This window comes from Macrococcus sp. 19Msa1099 (assembly GCA_019357535.2).
Classification (GTDB): Bacteria; Bacillota; Bacilli; order Staphylococcales; family Staphylococcaceae; genus Macrococcoides; species Macrococcoides psychrotolerans.
Genome location: CP079955.1, coordinates 1,770,007 through 1,794,709 on the forward strand (window position 1 = coordinate 1,770,007; position 24,703 = coordinate 1,794,709).

Genomic DNA, 24,703 nt, shown 5'->3' on the forward strand with positions numbered 1-24,703 from the left:
TCTATACGGCACGACTATGACCATTTACCTGCAACATGCCACTTTCTACAACAAAGTCATGACCAAAAGGTGTTATGCCACGCATCCCTTCAAATATAAACATACCACCACTACTAATCATGCTTTGGGAAGCAAGTGTCGACATGACGTATGTGCGGTGCGCCTTTATATCCGTCAGACGATGTAATCTGCGCATCACCTGTTCAAAGCCTTCTGTTGCACCTAGCGCTACAAAGGCATCAGGGTTATGTCTATTTATCCTTCTTATGTATTTATTAAATGACTTAGCGCGTTCATTCCAGTCCACAACAGCGAGTACTTGTCCTCCATCACCAAATGGTCCGCCGTATGCTTCCCATAATGTTTTAAACTGATATGCTGTACGGATATGAGAGTCATGCCTGCTACACCCGATTACAATATCGCGGATAGCAGGTTTATTCTGTTTCATTAAAGCAATCAATGTAAGCATCTCGGATTCTAATCTCGGATTAATGTCTAAAACATGCTGAACTGTATTCAAATAAGCACCTCGTCTATTAATTTATTCAAAAAGAAAAGAACTCAAAAAATTGAGTTCTACGCGTGTTCTGATTCAATTTGTGAAACGATTTCTTTCGTACGACGTTCGATATCTTCAAAATCTTTCTTAAAGCTGATGAAAAATAATGCAGCGCCTGCTGTCAAAATAACGCTTAATACTAAGGCAAAGATAAATACTGCTTTAAATAATCCTTTGATCAATTCCATCCATATCCACTCCTAAGTTTACTTTTGTCCTTAGTTTATCATAAATAATTTCATCATAAAAATATTTGACATTAACTATTTCAAATTAAAACGATTATATATATAATAAAACAAATACATTTAAAGGATGAACAGGATGGCTCATGTACATTTACTTGCTGCCTGGCAGCATAACGACATCGATAAAATAAAACAGCTTATATCTAAACGTGTGCACGTTTTCTTAACTAAAGAAAATGGTGTAACAATTGAAATGAATTATGAGACACTGATCGCCTTAATGCAACAAGCAATTGAAGTCGCTAAAAAAAACGACTGGGACTGGCAGTTTGACGTAATGCATAAAACGGAACGTGGATCTGAGAATATTGTTGTGATAAAAATTTCTATGAGTAGCGGTAACTTCGAATCATCAGAAAAAGCCAGGTTATGTATATTAACATTTGATGATGATGGTGATGCAAGAAGGCTTATTCATGCATATATTGAAGATAATGTAACAAACAATTAGGAAAGCTGGGAAATCATGCAACAAGTTAAAAGTATGATCACGGAGTTTAGAGGTAACCATTATGACTTCGGGCGGCATCAGGCTGAATGGCTGAAGACGACACTCATGATGGAAAACAGAGCGAGAGAGTGGCGTCTTCGTCGTCCCCGATTTGATATTAATATCGAGGAATCAATGGATGCATTCATGAAGTATGCACCCGGTATATGGGAGGAACTCATCGGATTACAGGATGGACTCCACATGGATATGACACAGGTGCTGCTTAATTTCGGCCACTATAGAGTGTATGCGAAGCCAAGTGGATGCAGCGTGTTTACAACAGAAGATTATATGGTAAGGAACTATGATTATCATCCTGCAACATATGATGGTAGATTTACGTTCTATCAGCCGAGTGATATCGGCTATGCAACGATGGCACCTGTTTCACGTATTACAGGTCGTATGGATGGAATGAATGAGCATGGTCTTGTAATGGGCTATAACTTTATGCATCGTAAGGCACCTGGAGATGGCTTCGTCTGCTATATGATCGGACGTATGATTTTAGAATATTGTAAAGACATTGAAGAAGCAGTCGCCTTCTTGAAAGAAATTCCACATCGTTCCAGCTTCAGCTACATATTGCTGGATAAATCAGGTATCACTAAGATTGTCGAAGCAACACCGAGAGAAAAAACGGTGCGTAATCATCATTACTGCACAAATCATTTCGAAGTACTCACCCACGAGAATAGACGAGTGCTTGATGATTCACATATGCGTATGAAGCACTTGAAGCAGCTCACTTCTCACATTGATGCGCACACTGCCTTTCGCTTAATGAATGATCCCAGCCAAGGTGTCTTCAGCAACCTCTATTCTAGCTGGAGTGGTACGATTCATACGAGCTGTTATCACCCGAAAGATATGGCATGCGACATCACGCTTGGCAGTAACGGAACCCCCGTGACCCTTAACTTGCAAGATTGGCTAGATGGCAAACCGTTACCTCACTACGAGATAACTGGACAAATCGATACGCATTTAACATTCGCAAGTGAATAATAGGTCGTGACACGAGCGCTTAGACACGAATAAAATCATGAAAAGACACTAGGAAACGGGGTTTGTTTCCGGGGTTCTTTTTGATTTTTAGAAGTGTCTGCTCGTGGAACGCCGTCAACAGGTCGTGACACGAGCGCTCAGACACAAATAAAATCATGAAAAGACACTAGGAAATGGTTTTTGTTTCCGGGTGTCTTTTTGATTTTTAGAAGTGTCTACTCGTGGAACGCCGTCAATAGGTCGTGACACGAGCGCTTAGACACGAATAAAATCATGAAAAGACACTAGGAAACGGGGTTTGTTTCCGGGTGTCTTTTTGATTTTATTGAAAGGCTGTAAGCACCTTAAATGGTCTATTCTCAAATAGATCAAATTGCTGCTGGCGTAAGTCCATCGCCTTCAGCAGACGCTGCTTCTGAAATGGAAGTGTGACATACTGATCGATATTGGCTGCTGTCACAGGATAAAACGCGACGTCTACCGTCTCTTCTGGTGCGTCTTTTAGTACGCCTCCTGTCACTCGCCCTTGAAATGTAAAATTGATTACACCTGTTGTTTTGTTATGTGATGTGTAAAGCAACGCTGTAATCTCTACATCGAGTCCCGTTTCTTCTTTGACTTCCCGTATTGCACCTTGGATTACATCTTCACCCTTATCCAGACGTCCCCCTGGTAATTCTAATGTATCACTACGATGTAAGCTTCTTACAAGGAGTACTTCATTCTTATCATTTGTTACATAAACATTGGTTGATACGAGATGTAAATCTTGTTTGTAATCTCCTGTAGGATGGATGATCATTTCCTTCTTAGAGATGATCCACTTATCGTTTGCAAGCTTTTCTGGAAGACTGTTTTTGTAGTGCACTGTTTTCTTGCGCATTTCAAAGAATTCACGGTAGTGCTGCTCATCAATATAACCCCATATTTCGGTGATTACAGTATAATCATCATTCACCCATCTACCGATCAGTTTGACACCGAGTTCTAGATAATTGTTAAGTACGTGGTTATGAAAATAAGCATTCGTAGATTCATAACCATCAGGAATAATTCTAATTTCAGTCTTTACTTCAAACATCGCTACACTTCCTAACCTGCTTCTTCGTTTACCATTATCATACATTAATCCATATAAAATTTCATTTCACAAGTGAAATTTTTACGGCATCAAATATATATTTAACAGTTCAAATATTCGAATTCTATATTTATTCAGTATAAAATACACATATAAGGAGTGATTCAAATGAACACAAAATTAAATACAAATATAAAAATAAAAGATCTGACACTTAAAAATCGTATCGTTATGCCTCCGATGTGCCAATATTCTGTTGAAAAGAAAGATGGCACACCGACAGATTGGCACCATATACATTATGCTTCTCGTGCTGTTGGAGGCACAGGACTGATTATTGTGGAAATGACAAATGTTGAACCCGACGGCAGAATTACCGATCACTGTCTTGGATTATGGGATGATGCTCAAATTCCAGCTTATCAACGTATCGTCCAGGGAATTCATGATAATGGTGCTAAAGCCGCAATTCAAATCGCACATGCAGGACGTAAAGCGACACATATAGAGACACCTGTCTCAAGCTCAGAAACACCGCTCGATGAACCGACAAAGTTCGGTCCAATACGTTACCCTCGCGCGCTTTCAACGGAAGAAGTAAAGGTTATGGTGGATAAGTATAAAGAAAGTGCGAGACGTGCGGTTGAAGCGGGATTTGATGCGATTGAGGTTCACGGTGCACACGGATACCTCATTCACCAGTTTCACTCACCTTCAATTAACAAGCGAACGGATGAATACGGTAAAGACTTATCTCTATTCGGATGCGAAGTAATACAAGCGGTTAAGTCTGTTATGCCTGAAGGAATGCCGCTCATCTTCAGAATTTCTGCTCGTGAATATATGGATGGCGGTTATGACTTAGAACATGCACTGCACATTTCTGAAGCTTATCAAGCAGCAGGTGTCGATGTTTTCCATATTTCAACAGGTGGAGAGGCACCCGCTGGCAAAGAAAAGCCAGGCAACTATCCAGGATATCAAGTGCCATTCGCACGTGCATTTAAAGAAAGATTCAACATACCTGTCATCGCAGTAGGCATGCTGGATAATGCAGAAACTGCTGAAATGGTGCTGAACAATGATGATATCGATATGGTTGCCATCGGACGTGGCATGCTAAATGATCCTTATTGGGCAATTCATGCGGTGAAATCTTTAAGAGATGATGTCGAAATTCCAAAACAATACGAACGAGGGATTCATTAATGTACGATTATGTACTCTTTGATCTGGATGGTACATTAACCGATCCTTATATCGGAATTACGAACAGCATCATCTATTCTTTACAACAGATGAATATTGAAGCGCCAGATAACAGTGCGCTTATCCCATTCATCGGACCACCTCTACATGAAAGCTATAGAACGGTCTATAACCTGCAAGATGAAGATAACGCTACTGCAATTAAGCATTATAGAACTTATTTCAGCGATAAAGGCATGTACGAAAATGAAGTATATGCAGGAATTGAAATTGTGCTGCAGGCACTTAAAGCACAAGGGAAGCAACTCTTCATCGCGACAAGTAAACCGACTGATTTCGCAATTCCGATATTACAGCACTTCAAACTTGATGGTTACTTTAATGAAATTGTCGGCAGCAATATGGATGGCACACGCACGAATAAAGCAGAAGTGATTGCGACAGTTATGAATACCCATCAGTTAAATCCAGATAAGACGGTGATGATTGGTGACCGTATGTATGATATCAATGGTGCTCATCAAAATAATATCGATAGTATCGGTGTCCTCTATGGTTATGGGAGTGCAGAAGAAATAAAGGCGGCAAAGCCAACACACACAATTGCAACGGTGGATTACTTGCTGGATGTGCTTCTCTAAACTAAATAATGTTATTCCAAAAAGAACCCGAACACTGCATAATGCAATGTTCGGGTTCTTCGTATTAGATAACCCAGTTCCCATCTTTAAAGACAGGAATTGTTGATCCATCTTCATAGACACCATCGATATTCAGATCACTGCTGCCCATCATAAAGTCTACATGTACGAGTGAGTGATTCAATCCTTTATCAAATAACTCATCTTTTGATAAATCTTTTCCGCCTTCTATCGCATTCGGAAATGATCGTCCTAATGCAACATGGCACGATGCATTTTCATCATATAACGTATTATAATACAGAATTCCAGAATTTGAGATTGGAGAATCATCTGGCACAAGCGCAATTTCTCCTAATCGTCTGGCACCTTCATCGTTATTCAATAAGTTCTTCAGCACTTCATAACCTTGTCCAGCTTCGAAGTCTGTCACGACACCGTCTTTAAACGTTAATTTAAAATCATCAATAATTGCACCTTGATATGCAAGAGGTCTAGTATTTCCGATAACCCCGTTAACACGGCGATAATCCGGCGATGTAAATACTTCTTCTGTCGGCATATTCACTTGAATTTCAACACCATCTGCATTTTTCGTGCTCGCACCTAACCATCGATGTCCTTTCGTCAAACCAATTTCAACATCCGTACGTTCAGAATAATAATGAAGCTTATCGAAGTTCAGTTCATTTAACCTTTCTGCACGTGCATTCAAATTATCATTATGTTCTTTCCATGCCTGAACAGGGTCTTCTTTGTCCACACGTACCGCTTTAATCATCGCATCAAGCAGCTTAAGTTTTGCTGCCTCTCCTTTTTCTTTTGGAAATACAAGTTCTCCCCACTTGTCATTCGGGAATGCCACGATACACCATGAGAAATCATAACGCCCTACTGCACGTGCGAAGTCTTTGTTCATCTCACCACTCGCTTTAGCAAGTGCTGCAATCTTATCAGGTGCTGCATCTTTCAATAACTCAGGGGTCTGTGAATAAATACGTAGATGTGCGACCTTCTGCTCGATAAAGTCGTTTACTTCGTCTATCTTATACTGCTTCACCGTTTCGAATACTTCTACAGGTGCATATTCAAAGTCTAGCTGACGTGATGGTCCATCTGTCAGCTTTTGAATAACATTATGCGCCCCACGTTCATATGCCGCTTTCGTTACTGCTCTGACAAAGTCGATCGCATCGATATCTGAATTGATGACCAATGTCTGCCCTGGTTGTACATTCAGACCTACTGTCACAACGGTCTGTGCATATTTCTCTACTGTTTCAATATAATTCATAACCTGTCTCCTCCATTCTATTATTTCCATTATATCGGTTTCCGAATGAAAGATAAACAAAAAAGAAAAGTATCGATCATTAACAAAAATACCGGAACAACTATGAGTTTTTTCACCAACCGCTGTTCCGGTATACTTATATTAAGCATCAAATAATTCGATACGTTTCACCTTATTATCTTTAAAGATAAACTTCATACCTATGTGATTTTCTTTATCCATATAATGATACTGTGTTTGACGGTTATTCAGTATTGATTTCTTATATGTCGCACCGTAAGCCTCAATCACTTGTGCTTTCGAGTCACCGATGCCAATATTACGTTCCGTGTACAATTTATCATTGCGATATAAGATAAGCGCACTTATCTGCTGCTTCTTATTCGATACGCTAATAATCAGACCAGGCAATGCATCTGATCGATAAAATGATTTACCTTCCACTTTCGCATTATCATCTTCTTTAAAACTTTCTAGTAGTACATTACGATGCTGATGTAACATATAGTTTCCGATGCGTTCCTGACTTAGATCATTATCTGGAGTCGTGCAATAATTATAAACGAGCATGCCGGAAACGAAGATAATAAACAGTCCAATAATTGTAAATATATATTTCTTCATGAGCGCCCACTTTCCTCATTTATTTTCTTTATAATAACATAAAATATTAGTTTATTCTTTCGACTTCTAGAGCGTTAGTTTTGTCTGACAATTCTTATATTGTTATAATACAATTATAATAACTAAAGGGGATGAACGTCATGACAACACTTAAAACGCATTACGATAATAGTTTAACACTTGAACAATACTTAGCGCATATGCAGGTCAATAAAGATGAAATGCTTGAGATATATAATGCTTTTCAAGTACCAGATGATGCACGTCTACAAGAAATTAAAGATAAAGATTTAAAGGCAATCGTCATTACAGAAGACTGGTGCGGGGATGCAATGGTCAATATTCCAGTACTCATGCGCATCGCTGAAGCAGCAAGTATTGATCTGCGTTTCTCATTACGAGATGATAATCTTGAGCTCATGGATCAATACTTAACAAATGGCACTGCACGTTCGATTCCAATCTTCGTATTCCTTGACGCTACAGACCATCAATATGCTGTGTGGGGTCCACGAGCACAAGTTGTCCAGGACTATGTCACAGAAGTACGCCAGGACCTACCTAGTAAAGATGCACCAGACTTTGAAGAGAAACAAAAAGCAGTGCACCACACAATCCACGAAAAATATAAAAACACACCAGAATTCTGGGAGGAAATCTACAACTCTATCGTAGAACGCCTCATTCATCTATAATCACGACAACAGTTTGAGAAAATAATACTCAAACTGTTTTTTTGTGTAATAAATACTGAATTCGAGGGTATATAGGAATATAGATATATATTAAAAGAGGTGAAGCTATGAATAATTTATATGATGAAGTAAGAAACTCACGAAACGAACTATTAGAACAAGCTAAACAGCTTAGTACATCTGAACTTAACTATAACTTCGGCAGCAAATTCAAGAGCATTAAATATAACTTACTGCAAATCGCATATGCATATCACGAAGGACTGGATCAATATAAGGACCAGATTGGTGATTATGACTTATTTAAAGAGAACGGACCCAAACTGAACATTATCGATATCGAGAACTATTTCGATAATATTGATTATGCAATCGAACAAAACCCAGTGCCTCCAGAAACAGTGATGCCTTATATCTTTAACGACTATGAGTATCGCGGTAAGATTAAGTTTCTGATGATATTCTTTGAAGTGTTGAAATAATGAAACTAATAATCCCCCAAATAAAATTTGGGGGATTATAAAATTTTGAAGTGATTTTTGTATAATTTTCAATACTATGAATCGTCTGTCTTGAGCGTTTCAATCTATTTGCAAATTCTTTTGCCGAAAGATTTTGATGATAATATGATTCTATGAACACGAGTTCATCCGTGTTAAGATGGTTAGAGGTCATTCTGTACTCACTCCTTATGTTTTCTTTGGTCAGAAATACACAATGAGTTTAGCACAGAGGATTTTTTAGTTATCTAGCTTAATTTACAATCAACGTTTAGAAAAATTAAACTAAAAAAACACTTTATTTAAAAAAATGAAGTGTTTTTCTACTCGATAAAATACTGTTATCCTACTGTACTCCAGCTTTACTCCACTCATTCCAAACGATATCAGCATCATTCTGACCATAAAGATCATATGCAGACTGTGCAAGTGCATTTTTAGCATCAGAGAAATTAGAATTAGATGTTAGGTATTGTGTGAGTGCACGATAATATATTTGTTCAGATTTTTGATTCCCTAGTTGTCGGATGGTGTTATATGCAATTTTATTTGGAATTCCTGAATTGATATGGACACCACCATTATCTGACTGCGTATTGACATATTGACTCATATTTTCAGGTTGTCCAAAGGCACCTGGATTTGACAGACTTCTCAATGCATCTCCTGATTGTCCTGGAGTATATACGTCTTCTCCCATCAACCAGTCGTTAGGATCTACAAAATAACCAAAGATATCAGAGAAACTTTCATTCAATGCACCTGACTGACCATAATATTCAAGGTTCGCAGTTTGTTGAGTAACACCATGCGTAATCTCATGTGCAACAACATCGTTTGCTCCTGATAAGGCTGTGAAAGTTCTACCATCCCCATCACCGTAAATCATCTTATCGCCAATCCAAGCGGCATTATTTGTATTATCTCGGCCACCATAATTATTCACATGGACAATAGAATTAATTGGACTACCATTATTATCATAAGATTCACGATTAAATCTATTTTTGTAGAATTTATAGGTCTGAGCAGCATAATAGTTAGCATCTACTCCCGCACGCTGATTATTGCTATCGAAAACCTTGTCATAGTCTGTAATAAGATTGGCACTACCATTATACTGATTCAGACTATAAGCAGATATTTGTCCTTTATTTGTCACATCCTGTAAAGCATAACCCTTACTGATACTATTGATATTGATACTTTTAGTATCTCCTAGTACGCCACGACCAGTTCCTACAGCAGCAGCTTCTTGAATTAGATTCAGCTTCTCTAATACTTGTCCGTTATCTGCATCGATTTTCACTTTCCAATGTCCAACTTTAGGAGATACAGTAGTAATTTCTATATCATATACTAGTTTATTTTTATCTCCATCAATAACAACATTGGAGCTTTTAATGACTTTATCTCCAAGGTTATCTGCTTTATCTTCATTGATAGAAAGTGATTTAAATGCTTCAGAGATAGCAGTCTTACTGTCGATATTAACATTATTTGTAGGTGCAATAGTCTTAGCGTCTATAGCACCATTGACAAGTACAACCTCACCTTTGTCATTTGTATGTACTTTAATCTCTTGGTCTGTAGCAAATCTTCCTTTTGATTTGGGATGTAAAGTGTAATGTACATAACCTAAATTATCTTTTTCTACATTTGTTACTTCATATTGTTTATAATTCTTCTTCAAATTTTTATAACCCGGAAGATCTTTGAGAATTGTTTTTACTTCTTTCTTTGATTGAATATTTCCATTTACGTCAAGTTGCTTAAAACTTTGATTCTTAGCTTGAGCCTCATGTGTATCAGCGATGCCTAGAGCAGATGAAATTATTGCTGTTGAAAGAACAATAGTACCTAGTTTACTCTTTTTCATTAAAAACACCTCTTCTTTAAATTATAAAATTTATTACTAACTTTATTATATATTCAAACTTGAATATTTCAATATATTTTTTGAATATAAAAAATAATCTATTAATTCTATAATAGAACTAATAGATTATTAGAGAGTTCTTCCAAAGGGTTCCTACCAAAGATGCCACTCAGGAAGGTTATCAAAGTTTAAAATTATTACGCTGCTTGCAAATATAAGTAAAGAACTTGTATTTTTAAAGACTTTTTTCATTTTTATTCTCCTTTCTAATATTTTAAAGTAAAATTCTAAGTAATATTGTATATATTCATATAATATATAATATAATGTATATCTATATAATAAGAAAGGGTTAATTTATGAAAATAGGAAAAAGAATTAAAAATCGCCGTCAACAACTTAATATGACTCAACATGAGCTATCAGATGGGATATGCACTCAAAGTCAAATCAGCAAGATAGAGAAAGACGAGATTATACCTTTAGCAAGTCTTCTAGTGAAGATTGCTGAGAAATTGGAAGTTTCTTTAGATGATCTAGTCTATGAAAATAGAACAAAAAGAATAGAAAATGAATTTTTAATAGATAAGGAACGTATAGACTATTTATTGAAAATTAGAGAATATGGTAAAATACAAAATCTTATTAGCGTGATAGATAAAGAAAAATTAAGCTTTAATGACTCTATATATATTATGTATATATCATTAGTAACAGAAAACTATACACGAAATAGTAATTCATTAGAAAAATTAAATATTTTTTACTCTGAACACAGTGACACTATGGAGGATAATCTTAAGATAAGAACTCTAAATAGCTTGGGTATTATGTCAATGGAAAATAATCAACCAGAGAAAGCTAAAGAGTATTTCTTGAAAGGTTATAGAATTGCGATAACAAGTAATGTATATGAGGATTTGTTATTCAAGGTTGCATATAATTACCTAAGGCTTCTCTTTCAGCTTGAAGAATACAAAGAGATGTATGATATTTCATGCACAGCTATAGAATTTGTCTTCGTGAATAATAATACCTATTGTTATCCTCAACTAGTTTTCTATAAATATTTTGCTTTAATGAAACTTAATTTGTTATCACTCGTAGATATGAAAGAGATAGAGACGGCCTTATTTTTCAGCATAAAAAAAGGTGAAAATAAAACTACAGAAAATCTTGAAAAAATTATATGTAATTTGAAAAGATTATAATTTGCACCTTCAATATAATTGAAATGAAAATAATAAACGCTACCAACCATGTCATGGAATTCAATACTATTTGCTCAGTCAAAATAGATAGAGGATATACTGTCCTTACATCAGATATATTTTCAAACATATAATATTTCAAAATATCTTCTAAATTATTAACTGTTATCATTTTTTAGATTTCAATCGGTAATCGTTTAATTAGCCTTATTTATTATACAAATAACGTGTGATTACAAACAAAACACTCCAGAGTTAAGATTTTCAAATCTAACTTCTGGAGTGTTGCTCACATCTTTGTAACACGACGTTCTTATTTCAATTTAATGGTCTTCTATTCAGAAATTCTGTCTGCTTATTCAAGACATATTCAGGAATATTTTTTACGACTTTATTACGTAATTGAATAAACAGCTGCGATTCACTTTGAGCAGCTTTCCCTATCTTACGGGACTTCAGTATGACTTTCTTCGTATGCGGAACACTTAATCGGTCATAATTTGCAAGTGCTTCTTTCAATGGGTATTGTTCTAACTGGTTGACGAGACATACTGCATCTTCAATGGCCTGCGATGCACCTTGTCCCATATTAGGTGTCGCTGCATGTGCTGCATCCCCTAGTAATACGACACGTCCTTTTACAAATGTCTTAAGCGGTTCAATATCATATATATCATGATGTAATGGATCTCCGACTGTGTTGTCTAAAACATTAGTCACTGCATGAGGAAATTCTTTAAAGTATCGCTTTAACTTCTTCAGATTATAGTTTCTGAATTCTGTATCCCGTTCAAGGGCATTAATGCATAAAAACCAGTAGACTTCATTATCTCCCAGAGGAACAATCCCGAATCTGCCACGCGCATCCCAGTATTCTAACGCTGTCTTGTCGTTCAGCCCTGGATTCACGCTCGTTCCTCTAAAGCATGTATATCCTTGATACTTCGCCTCACTACCTGGAAACATCTGTCTGCGCACTTGAGAGTGCAGCCCGTCCGCTGCAATAATGAGATCATACTGGTTGCTAGTACCATCATTCACTTTAATTGTTCCTGCATCAAAGTCTGTAATCTTGACGACCTCTTTAATCAACCTTACATTCCCTTTATAATGATAACGTAGTATATTATGCAGTGAACTGCGCTGTATCGTAATATTATCTTCTCCAGCTTTATTAAAGATCACACGATTTAAATATGTATCGTTCGCATCTCTTAGCTGAGCTTCAATCAAAATATTGCCGTCTCTTTTTATATCTTCAGCAATATCATAACGTTCAAGTGCACGTATCGCGTTTTCACCGATACCAAGACCTACACCTTCTTGTTTTAATACGTGTCTCTTTTCTAGTACTTCTACGCTATGTCCAAGACGTTCTAGTAATATCGCTGCGGTTAAACCACCGATACCCGCACCAATGATTCCTATACGCATGTCATCACTCCATTAAATTCATATTCATAATAATAATAGCTATCATCTATATTCGTACATATAAAGTCTAACGTCTCAAGTAAACGCTGAGATGCTGTATTATCGATTAGTGCCGATGCTTTAATCGTCAGTTTGTCATGATGTTGTGTTAAATGCGCTATAAGACAGCTTATCGCTTCATAAGCATAGCCGTTACGTCTATAGTTACAGCGTATGTGGTAGCCGATTTCTATCTCATGATGCCAGCTCGGTGGTCCACTGAGGGAGATTTCACCAATGAAAGTATCCTCCAGCTTCAATAACCACGTCCCATAACCAATACGTCCTGGCATCATATGCTGTTTGTAAACTTCTTGAATATATTTGCTACCGTACTTATAGTTCGACAGCACTTCTTCTAAATTTTGTGCACATAAAGCATCAATTATCAACCGCTCTGACTGTAATTGATAACTGATTGTCATAGCACTGTTCATACGCTCACCTGATTCTCATAATATAATTTCATTATACATCATCCATTATATAAATGCTTTTTTGAGCAAAGAGACACGTCGCCAGAAATGGAATCAGACGACGTTTAAGTTACTTAGTTATAAAGTTTATTCGATATATATTGCTGGGTGATTAAGATGACTGCACCGACAGACCAATATAATGGCAGTGCTGCTGGTGAATGGAAGCTGACGAAGATAATCATCATCGGACTCATCAGTATCATCGGTCGCATTTGTTTACGCGTTGCTTCCGGCATATATTGCAATGATATCCAAGACTGCAAGAAATATAATGCGCCTGCAATCACCATCATCATGATATCTGGACTCCCCAGATTAAACCAGAGAAAACTTTGAGTTGCAATATCCTTACTATGCGTTATCGCAAAATATAACGCCATCAATATCGGCATCTGTACGATGACCGGAAGACAGCCCATGTTTAATGGATTTACATTATATTTGCTGTAAACTTTTAAAAGTTCTTGTGATAGTCGTGCTTTCTCCTCTTCATCTTTTGCAACTTTGATCTGATCCTGCAATTTTTTAATCTCAGGCTGAGCAAGCTTCATATTGCCTTGCATAACCTTCTGACGTTTCGTTGCGTTCAGCATCATCGGCATGAGTACAAGCCGTACACAGACCGTAACAAGTACAATCCCCATACCGTAGCTTCCATCAAAGAAACTCGCAAAATATTTTATCAACTGCGCAAATGGCTCCACCAGTGACTGATGAAATAGACCATCCTCTTTTGGCGCGCACCCTGTAAGTAGTAATAATAATGCTGTGAGTAAAACTGTGAATTTTTTCAATTTATGTCCTCCTATATATTAATGTGAAATTAATATATAGGAGATGCCGCTACCTCATCGGACTGTCTGGACAGACACTTAATACGCCATATTAGCGTTTTGGAAATCAATAGATACGTATACGTTACTTTATGTTTAATCTTTCTGACTTCAATCCACTCTGCACTTACTTTAACATGTGCAATCGTGTGAATCAGTAAGAATAAAAAGGCAGTGAAGTATGGAATTAAATAGAGTAATTTAAAGAAAATATACTTCCACAGTAAATCTTCAGTTAATAAGTTGATCAATAACTCCATCACTTCACCCCTTCTTTATATTAGTATGGATAGAATATCATAATTTGGTTGAAAGGTGATAGTTATGTTATCGGCGAGTGGCCGATAATAGGACATTCAGACTCACTTTTGTACGCGAGTGGCCGATAATGGGACATTCAGACTCACTTTTGTACGCGAGTGGCCGATAATGGGACATTCAGACTCACTTTTGTACGCGAGTGGCCGATAATGGGACATTCAGACTCACTTTTGTACGCGAGTGGCCGATAATGGGACATTCAGACTCACTTTTGTACGCGAGTGGCCGATAATCGGACATTCAGACTCACTTTTGTACGCGAGTGGCCGATAATAGGACATTCGAGTTCTCCTCAAACACTCACTCAATATAAAGAAACGTGCGATCACCTAAGATCGCACGTTCTTCTTATTTTCTTTTCAACAATCTCAAACTATTCAGTGTCACTAATATCGTTGCACCCATATCCGCGAATATTGCGATCCATAATGTGAGCCATCCTGGAATCACGAGTAGTATCGCAAGTAGCTTTAAGCCAAGTGCGAACGTGATATTCTGCTTAATAATCTTCAATGTACGTTTGCTCAGTTGAATCACACGGGGTAAATCGTCAAGATTATCTTTCATAAATGCAATGTCCGCTGTTTCTAATGCGGTATCTGTTGCGGCCCCGCCCATCGAGAAACCGACGTCAGCTTGAGCGAGTGCGGGCGCATCGTTAACACCATCTCCAACCATCGCAACACGTCCATGTTGCTGATAATCTTTAATGATATCCAGTTTATCTTCAGGCAATAATCCCGCATGTACTTGTGTTAATCCGATTTCTTTGCCGATTGTTTCAGCAACTGACTTATGATCCCCTGTTAACATGACAGTATCAATGTTCATTTGTTCAAGGGTACGAATGACTGATTCTGCTTCTTCTCTCAGTGTATCTTTAATAAAGAACACACTGTAAATTCGATTGACTGTTCCAAAGAGCACCATCGTTGCACCTGTTTCATGCATGTTTTCTATTTCTTTTTGTGCATCATCAGATAAATCAAAGAAAGAACGTTGCCCAATTCGGTATTCAACACCATCGAATACGCCTTTTACACCTTTAGCAGTAACCACTTCATAATCGGTTACAGGAACGAGCGTGCGCACTTCAAGCGAGTCGACGACGGCACGACTGAGTGGATGTCCAGCCTCTTTTTCAAGTGTATAGATAATGTCATCCTTCTGATCTGCTTCAAAATCTCTTCTTGACACAACAGCAGGTGTTCCTTTCGTCAAAGTTCCTGTCTTATCGAAAGCAACGGTGCCAATATGTCCAGCGTTCTCGAGATGCACGCCCCCTTTAATGAGCATTCCTTCTTTTGCTGCGCGTCCAATCGCTGTTACGATTGCTACTGGCGTGGATATTACAAGTGCACAAGGACATCCAACAACAAGCACTGACAACCCTTGATATAAGTAGTGATTAAAATCGCCTCCAAAGAGCGGTGGTACCACAATAACCATTAATGCAATCAGCATAATAATCGGAGTGTAATATTTCGCAAATCTATCGACGAACTTCTGGGTCGGCGCTTTCTCGCTCTGCGCTTCTTCTACAAGATGAATCATCTGTGCAAGTTTCGTCTCATCATTTCGTTTAGTTACGCGGACTGTCAACTGACCGGATTCATTCAGCGTACCTGAATACACAGTGTCTCCCTCCTGCTTATGTACAGGAATACTTTCTCCAGTGATGCTCGCCTGATTAATATTACTTTGTCCATCGGTTACAACACCGTCTACTGGTATTTTCTTACCAGGCAGTACTTTGACGATATCACCAGGCATAATGCTGTCTACATCCACTTCAATAAACTTACCTTCACGTGCTATAAGCGCAACGTCTGGCGAGATATCAATAAGCGAAGCGATACCTGCACGGGATTTCTCCATCGCGTACCCTTCTAACGCTTCACTTATCGCAAAGAGTACAACGACCATCGCGCCTTCTTGTAATTCACCAATTAGCGCTGCACCAATGATAGCAACCGTCATCAGTACATTCATATCAAAGTTCAATTTAAACAGACCTTTTACTCCTTCGATAAATAGATGGTAACCCCCAACCAATATCGCAATGATGAACACAACACGCGTTACTGTATGATCCTCACCAAAGTTCAGACTACATAGCATCCCAATCAAAAATATAATTGCCGATAATATAAACGGTATATTCTCTCTCTTCTTATAGAAAGGAACTTTGTTAACACGTTTAATATGGGCCGGTCTCACTTTGATGTTATCGAATTTACCTGCCGCTTCTAACGCCTCAATGGATGCATCTCCAGTAACTTCAAGCTTGGCCGCACCAAAGTTTAAAGTGACATCCTCTACACCTGGAATTGCCTTCACGTTATCCTGAAATTTCGCTGCACAATTTGTACATGACAAACCTTCTAAGCGATACACTTCTTTATTCTTCATCGTCCTCATCTCCATGTGCTAACGCTGTTCTTATCAACGTCTTAATATGATCATCTTTCAGTTCATAAAATGCATTCTTACCCTTTTTTTCGACGCTTACAATATGTGATTTAAGCAAATATCTGAGATGATGACTCGTCGTAGCGACAGTCGCGCCGATAATGTTTGCCAGATCACACACGCATAATTTCTCTTCAAGCAGCAAACTATAGCAGATTGACAAACGATTTTTATCAGCTAATGCCTTATAAATCGAAAGCATTGGCGCTAAGTCAACAACCTCCATATTCGCTTTTACACGTGATACTTTATGTTCATCAAATAAGTAAACATCACACATATCATTACTCACACATCCACCTCATTCAAATATATATTTGAATATATTATATAACAAACGTAACATTCAAACAATGATTTGAATGTTATGTTTATATCTTTTTACTACGGGAATCTTATTGATGAACAAATAATAAATAAGGGAGTTTTATCCATAATGGAATCAAGTAGTAATTATTTAAAGATTGAGATTAAGCTGGACAACAATGAAACGGTTTATCATTACGAGTTCTTCTCAACAGATGAGAAGATTGCGTACAATAACTTCATCACAAAATGTGACCGTAACGAAACAGGTTTCCTTCCAATCAATGACGGGGAACATAATAGTGCAATCAATCTAAATAAAATCGTCAAAATTACTCCGCTTGAAAGAACGAATATTTAAATAGTAAAAAGCACCTGACACGTCAGGTGCTTTTTACTATTTAATATTTATCTTCATCCATAATTTTCTCCAAATAACTATCTACCAGTTTGCCGTGTTTATTAATACGCACTGCACATAGGTGCTCATAGTTCCCCGCACCTGTATCGATGTTGAGTATATTACGTTTCTTATCATACTCCGGCTTACCACTTTCTGTCGGCGTATGTCCTATCACCTGCAGCTTATGCATATGCTTCAACTTTCCACGGTAGCGCAGTACACACCAACTGCTCTCTGTGCTAAACTTTCTAAAGTTCAGCCAGTTTACGCCGGCATGTGATACATACAGTACCTCATTTTCATAATAAAGCGGTAAACGATGCATCCACTCAATATCCCTGTCGAATTTTTTCAATGGATAATGTGTGAGCGTCCTTCTGTAGTTTTCTTTCATCTCTGACTTTGGTGTATGCTGCATCATATACTGTACCATCTTATATTCATGGTTCCCTTTAATACACACCGTATCCGGATACATATTGCACAGCTTTCTAATATAATAGACTACATCTCTCGAATTGCAGCCTTTGTTAATATAGTCTCCGACAAAGATAAGCTGTTCTTCGCCTTTTTTCCAGTGCTTCATGATTTTCTTCAAGGTAAAGAAACAACCGTGTACATCTCCAACAATAAAATAATTCATCTTTGCCATCCCCATAATAAAAAGATTAGTAGTTACTGATTATAATTCAATCGCCGAAAAATCTAAAGAAAATATTGAAATAAATTATGAAACCCCTTACAATTTTCTTTCCGATTTTGATACAATTGGAATTGAATAAACAAAGAAGGATGTGAATGATTATGAGAGAAAGTATCGTATCTGCAAGCTATCTGCAATTCTTTTCTAAGAAAAATCAAACACCAGGGTATACGAAAGTTCAACTGATTGGTTTAATTTTCGGTCCATTGTTATTCCTCTTATTTAATTTTCTTATCCAGTTAGAAGGTTTAACACCTGCTGCACGCTTTGTCCTTGCCTCAACACTGTGGATTGCAACGTGGTGGATTACTGAACCGATTCCAATTCCAATAACCTCACTTTTACCACTTGTCTTATTTCCGATGGGTCAGATTATGGACGGTAACAAAGTCGCGGCAAACTATGGTAATGATATTATCTTCTTATTCCTAGGAGGTTTTATTTTAGCGATTGCTATGGAGAAATGGAATCTGCATACGAGGCTCGCGCTGAATATTATCAATAAAATCGGGACAACAACTTCTAAAATTATACTTGGATTTATGATGGCAACGGGCGTAATGAGTATGTTCGTCTCTAACACCGCAGCGGTTATGATCATGATACCGATTGGACTGGCATTGATCAAAGAAGCCGAAGTGCTCAGTCAGAATAATGCATCAGAATCATTACAGAAGTTCGAGAAGACACTTGTGCTCGCAATCGGCTATGCAGGTACGATAGGTGGACTGGGGACATTGATTGGAACACCGCCACTTATTTTGCTTACGGGTCAGATGAAAGCAATATTCGGATATGAAGTCAGCTTCGGACAATGGATGCTCGTTGGTGTCCCTTCAGTTATCGTCCTCTTATTACTTACGTGGGCATATTTAAACTATGTAGCGTTTAAGACAGATATGACAGAATTACCAGGAGGTCAAGCGGTCATTGAACGTGAACTGAACAAGTTAGGAAAGATTACACGAGAAGAAATTATCATCTTATGTATCTTCTTGTTTGCAGCATTCTTATGGATTATTAGAGGGTTCGTATTCGTGAATATCCCTGCCCTCAAAATGATTCAGGATGGTTCAATTGCAATGTTCATATCGATATTATTATTCTTAATTCCGACAAAACGCCAGCAAGGCCGCATCGTTGACTGGTCGATTGCAAAGGAAATCCCATGGGGTGTGCTGCTATTGTTTGGTGGAGGATTAGCGCTAGCAAATGCAATTACCACAAGTAAACTCGATGCGTGGCTGAGCAATCAGCTGATTTTGCTAAAAGGATTACCGATTATCCTGATCATCACGATCACTGTCTTATTCGTACTGTTCTTAACCGAAATCACATCAAATACAGCAACTGCAACAATGATTTTGCCATTACTTGCTGCACTTGCAATATCAATAGATGTACATCCACTCGCATTAATGGTCCCAGCTGCGATGGGTGCGAACTGTGCATTTATGTTACCAGTAGGTACACCTCCAAATGCTATCGTGTTTGGAACAGGTAAAGTGACGATTCGAGAGATGGCAACTACCGGTTTCTGGTTAAACCTAATCAGCTGTGTCATTATCGTTATTGCTGTGATGGTATTGCTGCCAATCGTCTTCGGCTTCGATATTACACCATTTCCAGCTTCATTAAAATAAGGAACGGAAGCAATTCCGTTCCTTATTTTTTATTCTTCTATTGAATAGACTTACTTGAGAAACTATCAGGATATTCTGTAATTCTATGAAGTAACGGAAAGAAGATGATCAATAAAACAAGAGAAACGATATATAACGTAAGTAATACATACGAATGCAGATGAAATAGATTAACTGCCATCATTATTATTAAATTTACTACAAAAAGATGCAGATAAATCTTAGCAATCTGTTTCTCAGATATATAATGAGTATGCGCACATTTTGGACACGGCACTTTAACATTGGTAAAGAGCTGCCATGATGCTTTAAACATATCCTCATACCGATAAGGATAATTGCACTTCTTACATCGATTCAAATCAATCTCCCTCTCTACTTACTAGCTGTTGTATTATATCTAATTTTTTACAATAAATAAAGATAGATGTATATTGTAATTTATATCTTTATCATGTACTCTATTGCTATCAAATATTAAAGAAGGTTTCTAAGTGAAAAAGAAAAAAAGTAATCCATATCTCGTGATTATCAGTTCGTTCATCATCTTCTTAGCTATCGGGACATTGCTGCTGGCACTTCCGATAGCACAAAGACAGCCAACATCATTTATTGACTGTCTGTTTATTGCAACCAGTGCATTTACGGTGACAGGACTTGCAACGATAGATATTACAGCAAATTTCAATACATTTGGTCATATTATCATTATGATCCTTGTACAGGCTGGCGGACTCGGGATCATCACATTAGCGATGATCGTCTTTATCATGCTTGGTCGTAAGGTAGGACTGAAAAGCCGTTCATTGGCTACGGAAGCTTTGAACCAGCAAAACTTAGGCGGCATATTACGTCTTGTTCTTACACTGTTACTGATCAGTCTTCTATTCGAGTCAATCGGCGCTGTACTGCTGGCACTTGAATGGGTCCCTTTGCTCGGGATTAGACGTGGATTATTCAATAGTTTCTTTACTGCGGTAAGCGCATTTAACAATGCCGGATTTGCACTTCACAGTGATAATCTCGTGCAATATCAGACAAATCCTTTAACTAACTTTATTATCACTACATTGATCATTCTTGGAGGATTAGGATTTACTGTTATTCTTGATCTCTACCAGAAAAAAAAGTTTAGTCATCTTAGGCTGCATACGAAAATCATGATATTCGGCACAATCATTATTAATGCGTTCGCGACACTGTCCATCTATTTACTTGAAATGAATAACCTTAAGACGCTCGGTGGCCATAATACGTTCGATCAGTTTCAGATGGCTTACTTCCAGGCTATTACGACAAGAACAGCAGGATTTAATACTATAGATATTGGTGCACTACAAACACCGACCATCTTACTGATGATGCTATTCATGTTTATCGGAGGCGGATCGACATCAACTGCCGGCGGGATTAAGTTGACGACAGCTGTCGTTATCTTCTTCGGGACAATCAGTTATATTAAACAACGTGAACAAATCAATTTATTCAAAAGAGCCATCGATACTAAAAATCTTTTTAAAAGCTTCGCAATTGTCGTATTGAGCTCTACCTTTATATTTATCATCACTTTGGCGCTTGTTATCGCAGAGCCTGATCTGCCATTCCTTGCAGTAATGTTCGAAGTCATATCAGCATTCGGCACAGTCGGATTGACGATGGGCATCACAGCGAAACTCTCTGTTATCGGAAAGCTGCTCATTATTCTGATGATGATGATTGGTAAGATCGGTGTATTAACCATCGTGCTGACATTCTCTAAACCACAGAAAGCGCTCTATACGTATCCGAAAGAAGATGTACTGACGGGGTAGATAATATTATAAATTTGCATCAAAAAAGAGAAGAACTTCAAAATTCTTCTCTTTTTTAACATTAAAAATTAATCTTCAATATTTTTCTTAATTCTTATTAAATCTTCTTCTGACACTTTAAACGTTACCTCTCCAGTTTCAAGATCAACTTCTGCCAGTACTTCGGCTGTTCGAGGAAACAACCCCTTCGTTAGTTTTAACTTCAGTGGAATTGAGGCATTATTGGTCATCGTCTTAAATATCTTTTTCATAAGAATGTCCTCTCCTAACAATGATTTTTCTGATTAGTAGTATTGGCGCAATGATAAAAGCACCCACCTGCACTAAAGAACGAATCGGTTTTATCTTGAGTGCAAATGCACTGGCATCAAGAGCGATAAAAGGATAGCTAAAGAACGCAACGATAAAGTAGAGTGTTAAGATTATCAACGGAAATCGCCATACATCGGCAGAATATAGTGTACCCATAACATAAAAGTATAGCGCCAAGAAGGCAATGCTTAAAATAATAGCAAGAATATGATATACAATATTCTCTTTCAATATCAATCATCCCTTTCTCATTTATTTTAACAGATGTATAATTATAGTAAAATATAGGGAAAGGAGAGATATTATGAAAAAATCTCAAAAATCATTTATCATGCTTGTCATCATTCTGGCTATCGTGAATATCATCTTAATCCTTATGGACTATGAGATACGTGGTATCATCAGCTGGGCTTCTATGGCAATCATTCTACTTGTAGCTTTCACCTTAAATATGCGAAGATTTATGCGCAATGAACCTGACCAAGATAAAGTGGCCCGTAAATAATAAACACGGGCCACCTTGCACACCAAACAGCCGCTTTATCTCTCAAAGTGGCTCGTAAATAATAAACACGGGCCATCTTGCACACCAAACAACCGCTTTATCTCTCGAAGTGGCTCATAAATAATAAACACGGGCCATCTTGCACATCAAACAGCCGCTTTATCTCTCGAAATGGCTCATAAATAATAAACACGGGCCATCTTGCACGTCAAACAGCCATTTTATCTCTCAAAGTGGCTCATAAATAATAAACACGGGCCATCTTGCACACCAAACAACCGCTTTATCTCTCAAAGTGGCTCATAAATAATAAACACGGGCCATCTTGCACACTCAACAACCATTTTATCTCTCAAAATGGCTCATAAATAATAAACACGGGCCATCTTGCACACCAAACAACCGCTTTATCTCTCAAAGTGGTCCTTAAAAAACCTCACTCAAAATTGAGTGAGGTTCACTTCTTATAAATCGATATCAACGCCCATCATATGCATACCTAGTAGTTGGATAACACCACTTGATGCACTCGGGAATGCAACAATCAGCTTATTTACTTCTCGACCACTCATCTTCTTCTCGATAATCAGTGTGAGCATATTAATAAGATCGTCTGCGGCACTGCCATAGATAACCGCACCTTTTAATCTATTTCTTCCATCAAGGATAACCTTCATTTCCGCATCACGTTCGTGTTTATACTGAAATTCCAGCTGTTCCCCAAATTTAATAGTTTTCACTTTATACCCTGATTTACGTTCCGCTTCCTCGACGGTCATCCCCACATGCGCGATTCTTGGCAGCGAATACACCACATTCGGGATTGCAGGATATTTAATCGGTAAGAGTTTCAATGCTTTTAACGGGAACTTCTTCTTATCCGCATCGTTACCTAGTATATTGAGCGCAATATAGTTTGATTCGAATGTTGCCGTCGGTGTTAATTTAGGTGTTTTCTTACTAACGACATCTCCACTTGCATAGATATTTGGCACAGATGTCTGCATGAACTTGTTGACTTTAATACCGTGCTTATCGTAATCCACACCCACTTGCTCTAATCCGATACCTTCCACATTCGGTACACGTCCTGTTGCATCTACAACGTAATCTGTATACAGTTCAAAGCCTTTGTCGTCAGTGAACTTCAAACCATCCTCTGTCTGTTCAAGCTTATTGACATCAATATTCAGATGGAATGTCACACCTTCATCTTCCAGCTTCTTGACCAGTTTCTGTACATATGGCTGATGATACTGCTTCAGCACAGTATCAGAATGACCAATCACCGATACTTCACTGCCCATCTTCGCAGCAATTGAAGCGAACTCGATGCTGATATAACCACCGCCCAGGAAGGTGATGCGTTCAGGGAACGTATCCAGCTCCATAAAGTCGGTACTGTTGTGCATGAGTTCCTTACCTTCAATATCTAGTACATGACTGCGCTGTCCCGTTGCAAGCACGATGAATTTCGCGTGGTATTCTGTTCCATCAACGCTCACCGTGTGTGCATCTTTCAGCAGCCCTTCACCTTTGATAATATCAATGCCCTGATCTTTGAAGATTTGTTCCAATCCTTCATGCATCGGATTAATCGTCTCGCGTTTATAATCCATTAACTTCGACCAGTTCACTTGAGGGAGCGTATCTACAATATCACCATAATGCTTGAGAGACTCAATCGCTTCAAATGGCCCTTCTAATAAGATTTTAGGATTACACCCATAGTTCGTACACGTACCAGCAATCTTATCTTTTTCAATTATCGCTACACGCTTCTTCATCTGGTTCAAGATAAGTGCGCCGTGCCATGCTGCATGACCACTTCCGATATAAATCACATCATAATGTTTATTGTTCATATATTCCCCACCTCAACTTTATATTATTGTTCTTAATCATACTAATATAATAACACTTACGATTAAGTTAAAACAAAGGGTATGATTCATTGTTTCGCAATAACACTACGCACCGTCTCATTTATATCAAAT

The 24,703-nt window shown here is 37.9% G+C and carries 28 protein-coding genes; 11 read left to right on the top strand and 17 right to left on the bottom strand.

What is annotated here, in order from left to right:
* Position 1: 1 nt before the first annotated feature.
* Together KYI10_09405 and KYI10_09410 are read right to left on the bottom strand one after the other, a co-directional pair.
* Positions 2 to 523: a hypothetical protein gene (locus KYI10_09405; GenBank protein QYA32547.1), complete on the bottom strand. Its 522-nt coding sequence runs from the start codon at positions 521 to 523 to the stop codon at positions 2 to 4.
* A 56-nt stretch (positions 524 to 579) separates the two neighbouring features.
* On the bottom strand, positions 580 to 750 hold the full coding sequence (locus KYI10_09410; GenBank protein QYA32548.1) for a hypothetical protein: 171 nt from the start codon (positions 748 to 750) through the stop codon (positions 580 to 582).
* A 136-nt stretch (positions 751 to 886) separates the two neighbouring features.
* Between KYI10_09410 and KYI10_09415 the strand changes: the two genes are divergently transcribed.
* Together KYI10_09415 and KYI10_09420 are read left to right on the top strand one after the other, a co-directional pair.
* The gene (locus KYI10_09415; protein QYA32549.1) at positions 887 to 1,261 is read left to right on the top strand and encodes a hypothetical protein; all 375 of its coding nucleotides are present in this window, start codon (positions 887 to 889) and stop codon (positions 1,259 to 1,261) included.
* Between the two features lie 15 nt (positions 1,262 to 1,276).
* Positions 1,277 to 2,311, top strand: a complete 1,035-nt coding sequence (locus tag KYI10_09420; protein QYA32550.1) for a C45 family autoproteolytic acyltransferase/hydrolase — start codon at positions 1,277 to 1,279, stop codon at positions 2,309 to 2,311.
* 322 nt (positions 2,312 to 2,633) lie between these two features.
* Here the strand turns inward: KYI10_09420 and KYI10_09425 are convergent, their stop codons facing one another.
* On the bottom strand, positions 2,634 to 3,392 hold the full coding sequence (locus KYI10_09425; GenBank protein ID QYA32551.1) for an NUDIX hydrolase: 759 nt from the start codon (positions 3,390 to 3,392) through the stop codon (positions 2,634 to 2,636).
* 168 nt (positions 3,393 to 3,560) lie between these two features.
* Between KYI10_09425 and KYI10_09430 the strand changes: the two genes are divergently transcribed.
* Both KYI10_09430 and KYI10_09435 read left to right on the top strand, forming a co-directional pair.
* On the top strand, positions 3,561 to 4,601 hold the full coding sequence (locus KYI10_09430; protein ID QYA32552.1) for an NADH:flavin oxidoreductase/NADH oxidase: 1,041 nt from the start codon (positions 3,561 to 3,563) through the stop codon (positions 4,599 to 4,601).
* Complete coding sequence (locus KYI10_09435; GenBank protein QYA32553.1) at positions 4,601 to 5,242, top strand: HAD family hydrolase; 642 nt, start codon at positions 4,601 to 4,603, stop codon at positions 5,240 to 5,242. Before KYI10_09430 ends, KYI10_09435 begins: the two co-directional genes overlap by 1 nt.
* A gap of 64 nt (positions 5,243 to 5,306) precedes the next feature.
* Here KYI10_09435 and KYI10_09440 read toward each other — a convergent pair whose 3' ends face one another.
* The gene (locus KYI10_09440) at positions 5,307 to 6,536 is read right to left on the bottom strand and encodes an aminopeptidase (GenBank protein ID QYA32554.1); all 1,230 of its coding nucleotides are present in this window, start codon (positions 6,534 to 6,536) and stop codon (positions 5,307 to 5,309) included.
* 141 nt (positions 6,537 to 6,677) lie between these two features.
* Complete coding sequence (locus tag KYI10_09445) at positions 6,678 to 7,160, bottom strand: hypothetical protein (protein QYA32555.1); 483 nt, start codon at positions 7,158 to 7,160, stop codon at positions 6,678 to 6,680.
* Between the two features lie 140 nt (positions 7,161 to 7,300).
* Here KYI10_09445 and KYI10_09450 point away from each other — a divergent pair, with 140 nt between their 5' ends.
* Complete coding sequence (locus KYI10_09450) at positions 7,301 to 7,855, top strand: thioredoxin family protein (protein QYA32556.1); 555 nt, start codon at positions 7,301 to 7,303, stop codon at positions 7,853 to 7,855.
* A gap of 107 nt (positions 7,856 to 7,962) precedes the next feature.
* Positions 7,963 to 8,337, top strand: coding sequence for a hypothetical protein (locus KYI10_09455; protein ID QYA32557.1), 375 nt, complete (start codon positions 7,963 to 7,965; stop codon positions 8,335 to 8,337).
* A 364-nt stretch (positions 8,338 to 8,701) separates the two neighbouring features.
* Here the strand turns inward: KYI10_09455 and KYI10_09460 are convergent, their stop codons facing one another.
* Positions 8,702 to 10,234, bottom strand: coding sequence for a M4 family metallopeptidase (locus KYI10_09460; protein ID QYA32558.1), 1,533 nt, complete (start codon positions 10,232 to 10,234; stop codon positions 8,702 to 8,704).
* 359 nt (positions 10,235 to 10,593) lie between these two features.
* Between KYI10_09460 and KYI10_09465 the strand changes: the two genes are divergently transcribed.
* Positions 10,594 to 11,445: a helix-turn-helix domain-containing protein gene (locus tag KYI10_09465; GenBank protein ID QYA32559.1), complete on the top strand. Its 852-nt coding sequence runs from the start codon at positions 10,594 to 10,596 to the stop codon at positions 11,443 to 11,445.
* Positions 11,446 to 11,763: 318 nt separating this feature from the next.
* On the opposite strand, the gene KYI10_09470 is transcribed toward KYI10_09465, so the two are convergent.
* The 6 genes from KYI10_09470 to KYI10_09495 all read right to left on the bottom strand — a co-directional run bounded on the left by KYI10_09470 (position 11,764) and on the right by KYI10_09495 (position 17,303).
* Entirely contained in the window at positions 11,764 to 12,879 is a 1,116-nt protein-coding gene (locus KYI10_09470; GenBank protein ID QYA32560.1) for an FAD-dependent monooxygenase, read from the bottom strand.
* A complete protein-coding gene (locus tag KYI10_09475) occupies positions 12,870 to 13,355 on the bottom strand; it encodes a GNAT family N-acetyltransferase (GenBank protein ID QYA32561.1) in 486 nt (161 codons plus the stop codon). The genes KYI10_09470 and KYI10_09475 overlap by 10 nt, the downstream gene beginning before the upstream one ends.
* 113 nt (positions 13,356 to 13,468) lie before the next feature.
* A complete protein-coding gene (gene yidC / locus KYI10_09480) occupies positions 13,469 to 14,191 on the bottom strand; it encodes a membrane protein insertase YidC (GenBank protein ID QYA32562.1) in 723 nt (240 codons plus the stop codon).
* A 29-nt stretch (positions 14,192 to 14,220) separates the two neighbouring features.
* Positions 14,221 to 14,490, bottom strand: coding sequence for a hypothetical protein (locus KYI10_09485; GenBank protein ID QYA32563.1), 270 nt, complete (start codon positions 14,488 to 14,490; stop codon positions 14,221 to 14,223).
* 409 nt (positions 14,491 to 14,899) lie between these two features.
* Positions 14,900 to 16,963: a heavy metal translocating P-type ATPase gene (locus KYI10_09490; protein QYA32564.2), complete on the bottom strand. Its 2,064-nt coding sequence runs from the start codon at positions 16,961 to 16,963 to the stop codon at positions 14,900 to 14,902.
* Positions 16,953 to 17,303: a metalloregulator ArsR/SmtB family transcription factor gene (locus KYI10_09495; protein ID QYA33960.1), complete on the bottom strand. Its 351-nt coding sequence runs from the start codon at positions 17,301 to 17,303 to the stop codon at positions 16,953 to 16,955. Before KYI10_09495 ends, KYI10_09490 begins: the two co-directional genes overlap by 11 nt.
* 156 nt (positions 17,304 to 17,459) lie before the next feature.
* Here KYI10_09495 and KYI10_09500 point away from each other — a divergent pair, with 156 nt between their 5' ends.
* Positions 17,460 to 17,690: a hypothetical protein gene (locus KYI10_09500; GenBank protein QYA32565.1), complete on the top strand. Its 231-nt coding sequence runs from the start codon at positions 17,460 to 17,462 to the stop codon at positions 17,688 to 17,690.
* A 40-nt stretch (positions 17,691 to 17,730) separates the two neighbouring features.
* Here the strand turns inward: KYI10_09500 and KYI10_09505 are convergent, their stop codons facing one another.
* Entirely contained in the window at positions 17,731 to 18,375 is a 645-nt protein-coding gene (locus tag KYI10_09505) for a metallophosphoesterase family protein (GenBank protein QYA32566.1), read from the bottom strand.
* 155 nt (positions 18,376 to 18,530) lie between these two features.
* Between KYI10_09505 and KYI10_09510 the strand changes: the two genes are divergently transcribed.
* Positions 18,531 to 20,078 (top strand): SLC13 family permease, encoded by a 1,548-nt coding sequence (locus KYI10_09510; protein QYA32567.1) that lies wholly within the window; start codon positions 18,531 to 18,533, stop codon positions 20,076 to 20,078.
* 37 nt (positions 20,079 to 20,115) lie between these two features.
* On the opposite strand, the gene KYI10_09515 is transcribed toward KYI10_09510, so the two are convergent.
* Entirely contained in the window at positions 20,116 to 20,439 is a 324-nt protein-coding gene (locus tag KYI10_09515) for a TIGR04104 family putative zinc finger protein (GenBank protein ID QYA32568.1), read from the bottom strand.
* A gap of 133 nt (positions 20,440 to 20,572) precedes the next feature.
* Between KYI10_09515 and KYI10_09520 the strand changes: the two genes are divergently transcribed.
* The gene (locus tag KYI10_09520; GenBank protein QYA32569.1) at positions 20,573 to 21,889 is read left to right on the top strand and encodes a TrkH family potassium uptake protein; all 1,317 of its coding nucleotides are present in this window, start codon (positions 20,573 to 20,575) and stop codon (positions 21,887 to 21,889) included.
* A gap of 68 nt (positions 21,890 to 21,957) precedes the next feature.
* On the opposite strand, the gene KYI10_09525 is transcribed toward KYI10_09520, so the two are convergent.
* Positions 21,958 to 22,140, bottom strand: coding sequence for a hypothetical protein (locus KYI10_09525; protein QYA32570.1), 183 nt, complete (start codon positions 22,138 to 22,140; stop codon positions 21,958 to 21,960).
* Positions 22,124 to 22,318: a hypothetical protein gene (locus tag KYI10_12660; GenBank protein XBW67565.1), complete on the bottom strand. Its 195-nt coding sequence runs from the start codon at positions 22,316 to 22,318 to the stop codon at positions 22,124 to 22,126. Before KYI10_12660 ends, KYI10_09525 begins: the two co-directional genes overlap by 17 nt.
* Positions 22,319 to 22,505: 187 nt before the next feature.
* Between KYI10_12660 and KYI10_09535 the strand changes: the two genes are divergently transcribed.
* Positions 22,506 to 22,706, top strand: coding sequence for a hypothetical protein (locus KYI10_09535; GenBank protein QYA32572.1), 201 nt, complete (start codon positions 22,506 to 22,508; stop codon positions 22,704 to 22,706).
* Positions 22,707 to 23,170: 464 nt separating this feature from the next.
* On the opposite strand, the gene KYI10_09540 is transcribed toward KYI10_09535, so the two are convergent.
* Positions 23,171 to 24,571, bottom strand: coding sequence for an NAD(P)/FAD-dependent oxidoreductase (locus KYI10_09540; protein QYA32573.1), 1,401 nt, complete (start codon positions 24,569 to 24,571; stop codon positions 23,171 to 23,173).
* Positions 24,572 to 24,703: the final 132 nt, after the last annotated feature.

Bases quoted from the DNA above. Each gene is read 5' to 3' on its own strand.
- KYI10_09455 (QYA32557.1), top strand. From the start codon at position 7,963: ATGAATAATTTATATGATGAAGTAAGAAACTCACGAAACGAACTATTA.
- KYI10_09490 (QYA32564.2), bottom strand. From the start codon at position 16,963: ATGAAGAATAAAGAAGTGTATCGCTTAGAAGGTTTGTCATGTACAAAT.
- KYI10_09450 (QYA32556.1), top strand. From the start codon at position 7,301: ATGACAACACTTAAAACGCATTACGATAATAGTTTAACACTTGAACAA.
- KYI10_09425 (QYA32551.1), bottom strand. From the start codon at position 3,392: ATGTTTGAAGTAAAGACTGAAATTAGAATTATTCCTGATGGTTATGAA.
- KYI10_09535 (QYA32572.1), top strand. From the start codon at position 22,506: ATGAAAAAATCTCAAAAATCATTTATCATGCTTGTCATCATTCTGGCT.
- KYI10_09510 (QYA32567.1), top strand. From the start codon at position 18,531: ATGATTATGAGAGAAAGTATCGTATCTGCAAGCTATCTGCAATTCTTT.
- KYI10_09485 (QYA32563.1), bottom strand. From the start codon at position 14,490: ATGGAGTTATTGATCAACTTATTAACTGAAGATTTACTGTGGAAGTAT.
- KYI10_09495 (QYA33960.1), bottom strand. From the start codon at position 17,303: ATGTGTGATGTTTACTTATTTGATGAACATAAAGTATCACGTGTAAAA.
- KYI10_09430 (QYA32552.1), top strand. From the start codon at position 3,561: ATGAACACAAAATTAAATACAAATATAAAAATAAAAGATCTGACACTT.
- KYI10_09540 (QYA32573.1), bottom strand. From the start codon at position 24,571: ATGAACAATAAACATTATGATGTGATTTATATCGGAAGTGGTCATGCA.
- KYI10_09505 (QYA32566.1), bottom strand. From the start codon at position 18,375: ATGAATTATTTTATTGTTGGAGATGTACACGGTTGTTTCTTTACCTTG.
- KYI10_09415 (QYA32549.1), top strand. From the start codon at position 887: ATGGCTCATGTACATTTACTTGCTGCCTGGCAGCATAACGACATCGAT.
- KYI10_09445 (QYA32555.1), bottom strand. From the start codon at position 7,160: ATGAAGAAATATATATTTACAATTATTGGACTGTTTATTATCTTCGTT.
- KYI10_09525 (QYA32570.1), bottom strand. From the start codon at position 22,140: ATGAAAAAGATATTTAAGACGATGACCAATAATGCCTCAATTCCACTG.
- KYI10_09410 (QYA32548.1), bottom strand. From the start codon at position 750: ATGGAATTGATCAAAGGATTATTTAAAGCAGTATTTATCTTTGCCTTA.
- KYI10_09465 (QYA32559.1), top strand. From the start codon at position 10,594: ATGAAAATAGGAAAAAGAATTAAAAATCGCCGTCAACAACTTAATATG.
- KYI10_09470 (QYA32560.1), bottom strand. From the start codon at position 12,879: ATGCGTATAGGAATCATTGGTGCGGGTATCGGTGGTTTAACCGCAGCG.
- KYI10_09460 (QYA32558.1), bottom strand. From the start codon at position 10,234: ATGAAAAAGAGTAAACTAGGTACTATTGTTCTTTCAACAGCAATAATT.
- KYI10_09420 (QYA32550.1), top strand. From the start codon at position 1,277: ATGCAACAAGTTAAAAGTATGATCACGGAGTTTAGAGGTAACCATTAT.
- KYI10_09500 (QYA32565.1), top strand. From the start codon at position 17,460: ATGGAATCAAGTAGTAATTATTTAAAGATTGAGATTAAGCTGGACAAC.
- KYI10_09435 (QYA32553.1), top strand. From the start codon at position 4,601: ATGTACGATTATGTACTCTTTGATCTGGATGGTACATTAACCGATCCT.
- KYI10_09440 (QYA32554.1), bottom strand. From the start codon at position 6,536: ATGAATTATATTGAAACAGTAGAGAAATATGCACAGACCGTTGTGACA.
- KYI10_09475 (QYA32561.1), bottom strand. From the start codon at position 13,355: ATGAACAGTGCTATGACAATCAGTTATCAATTACAGTCAGAGCGGTTG.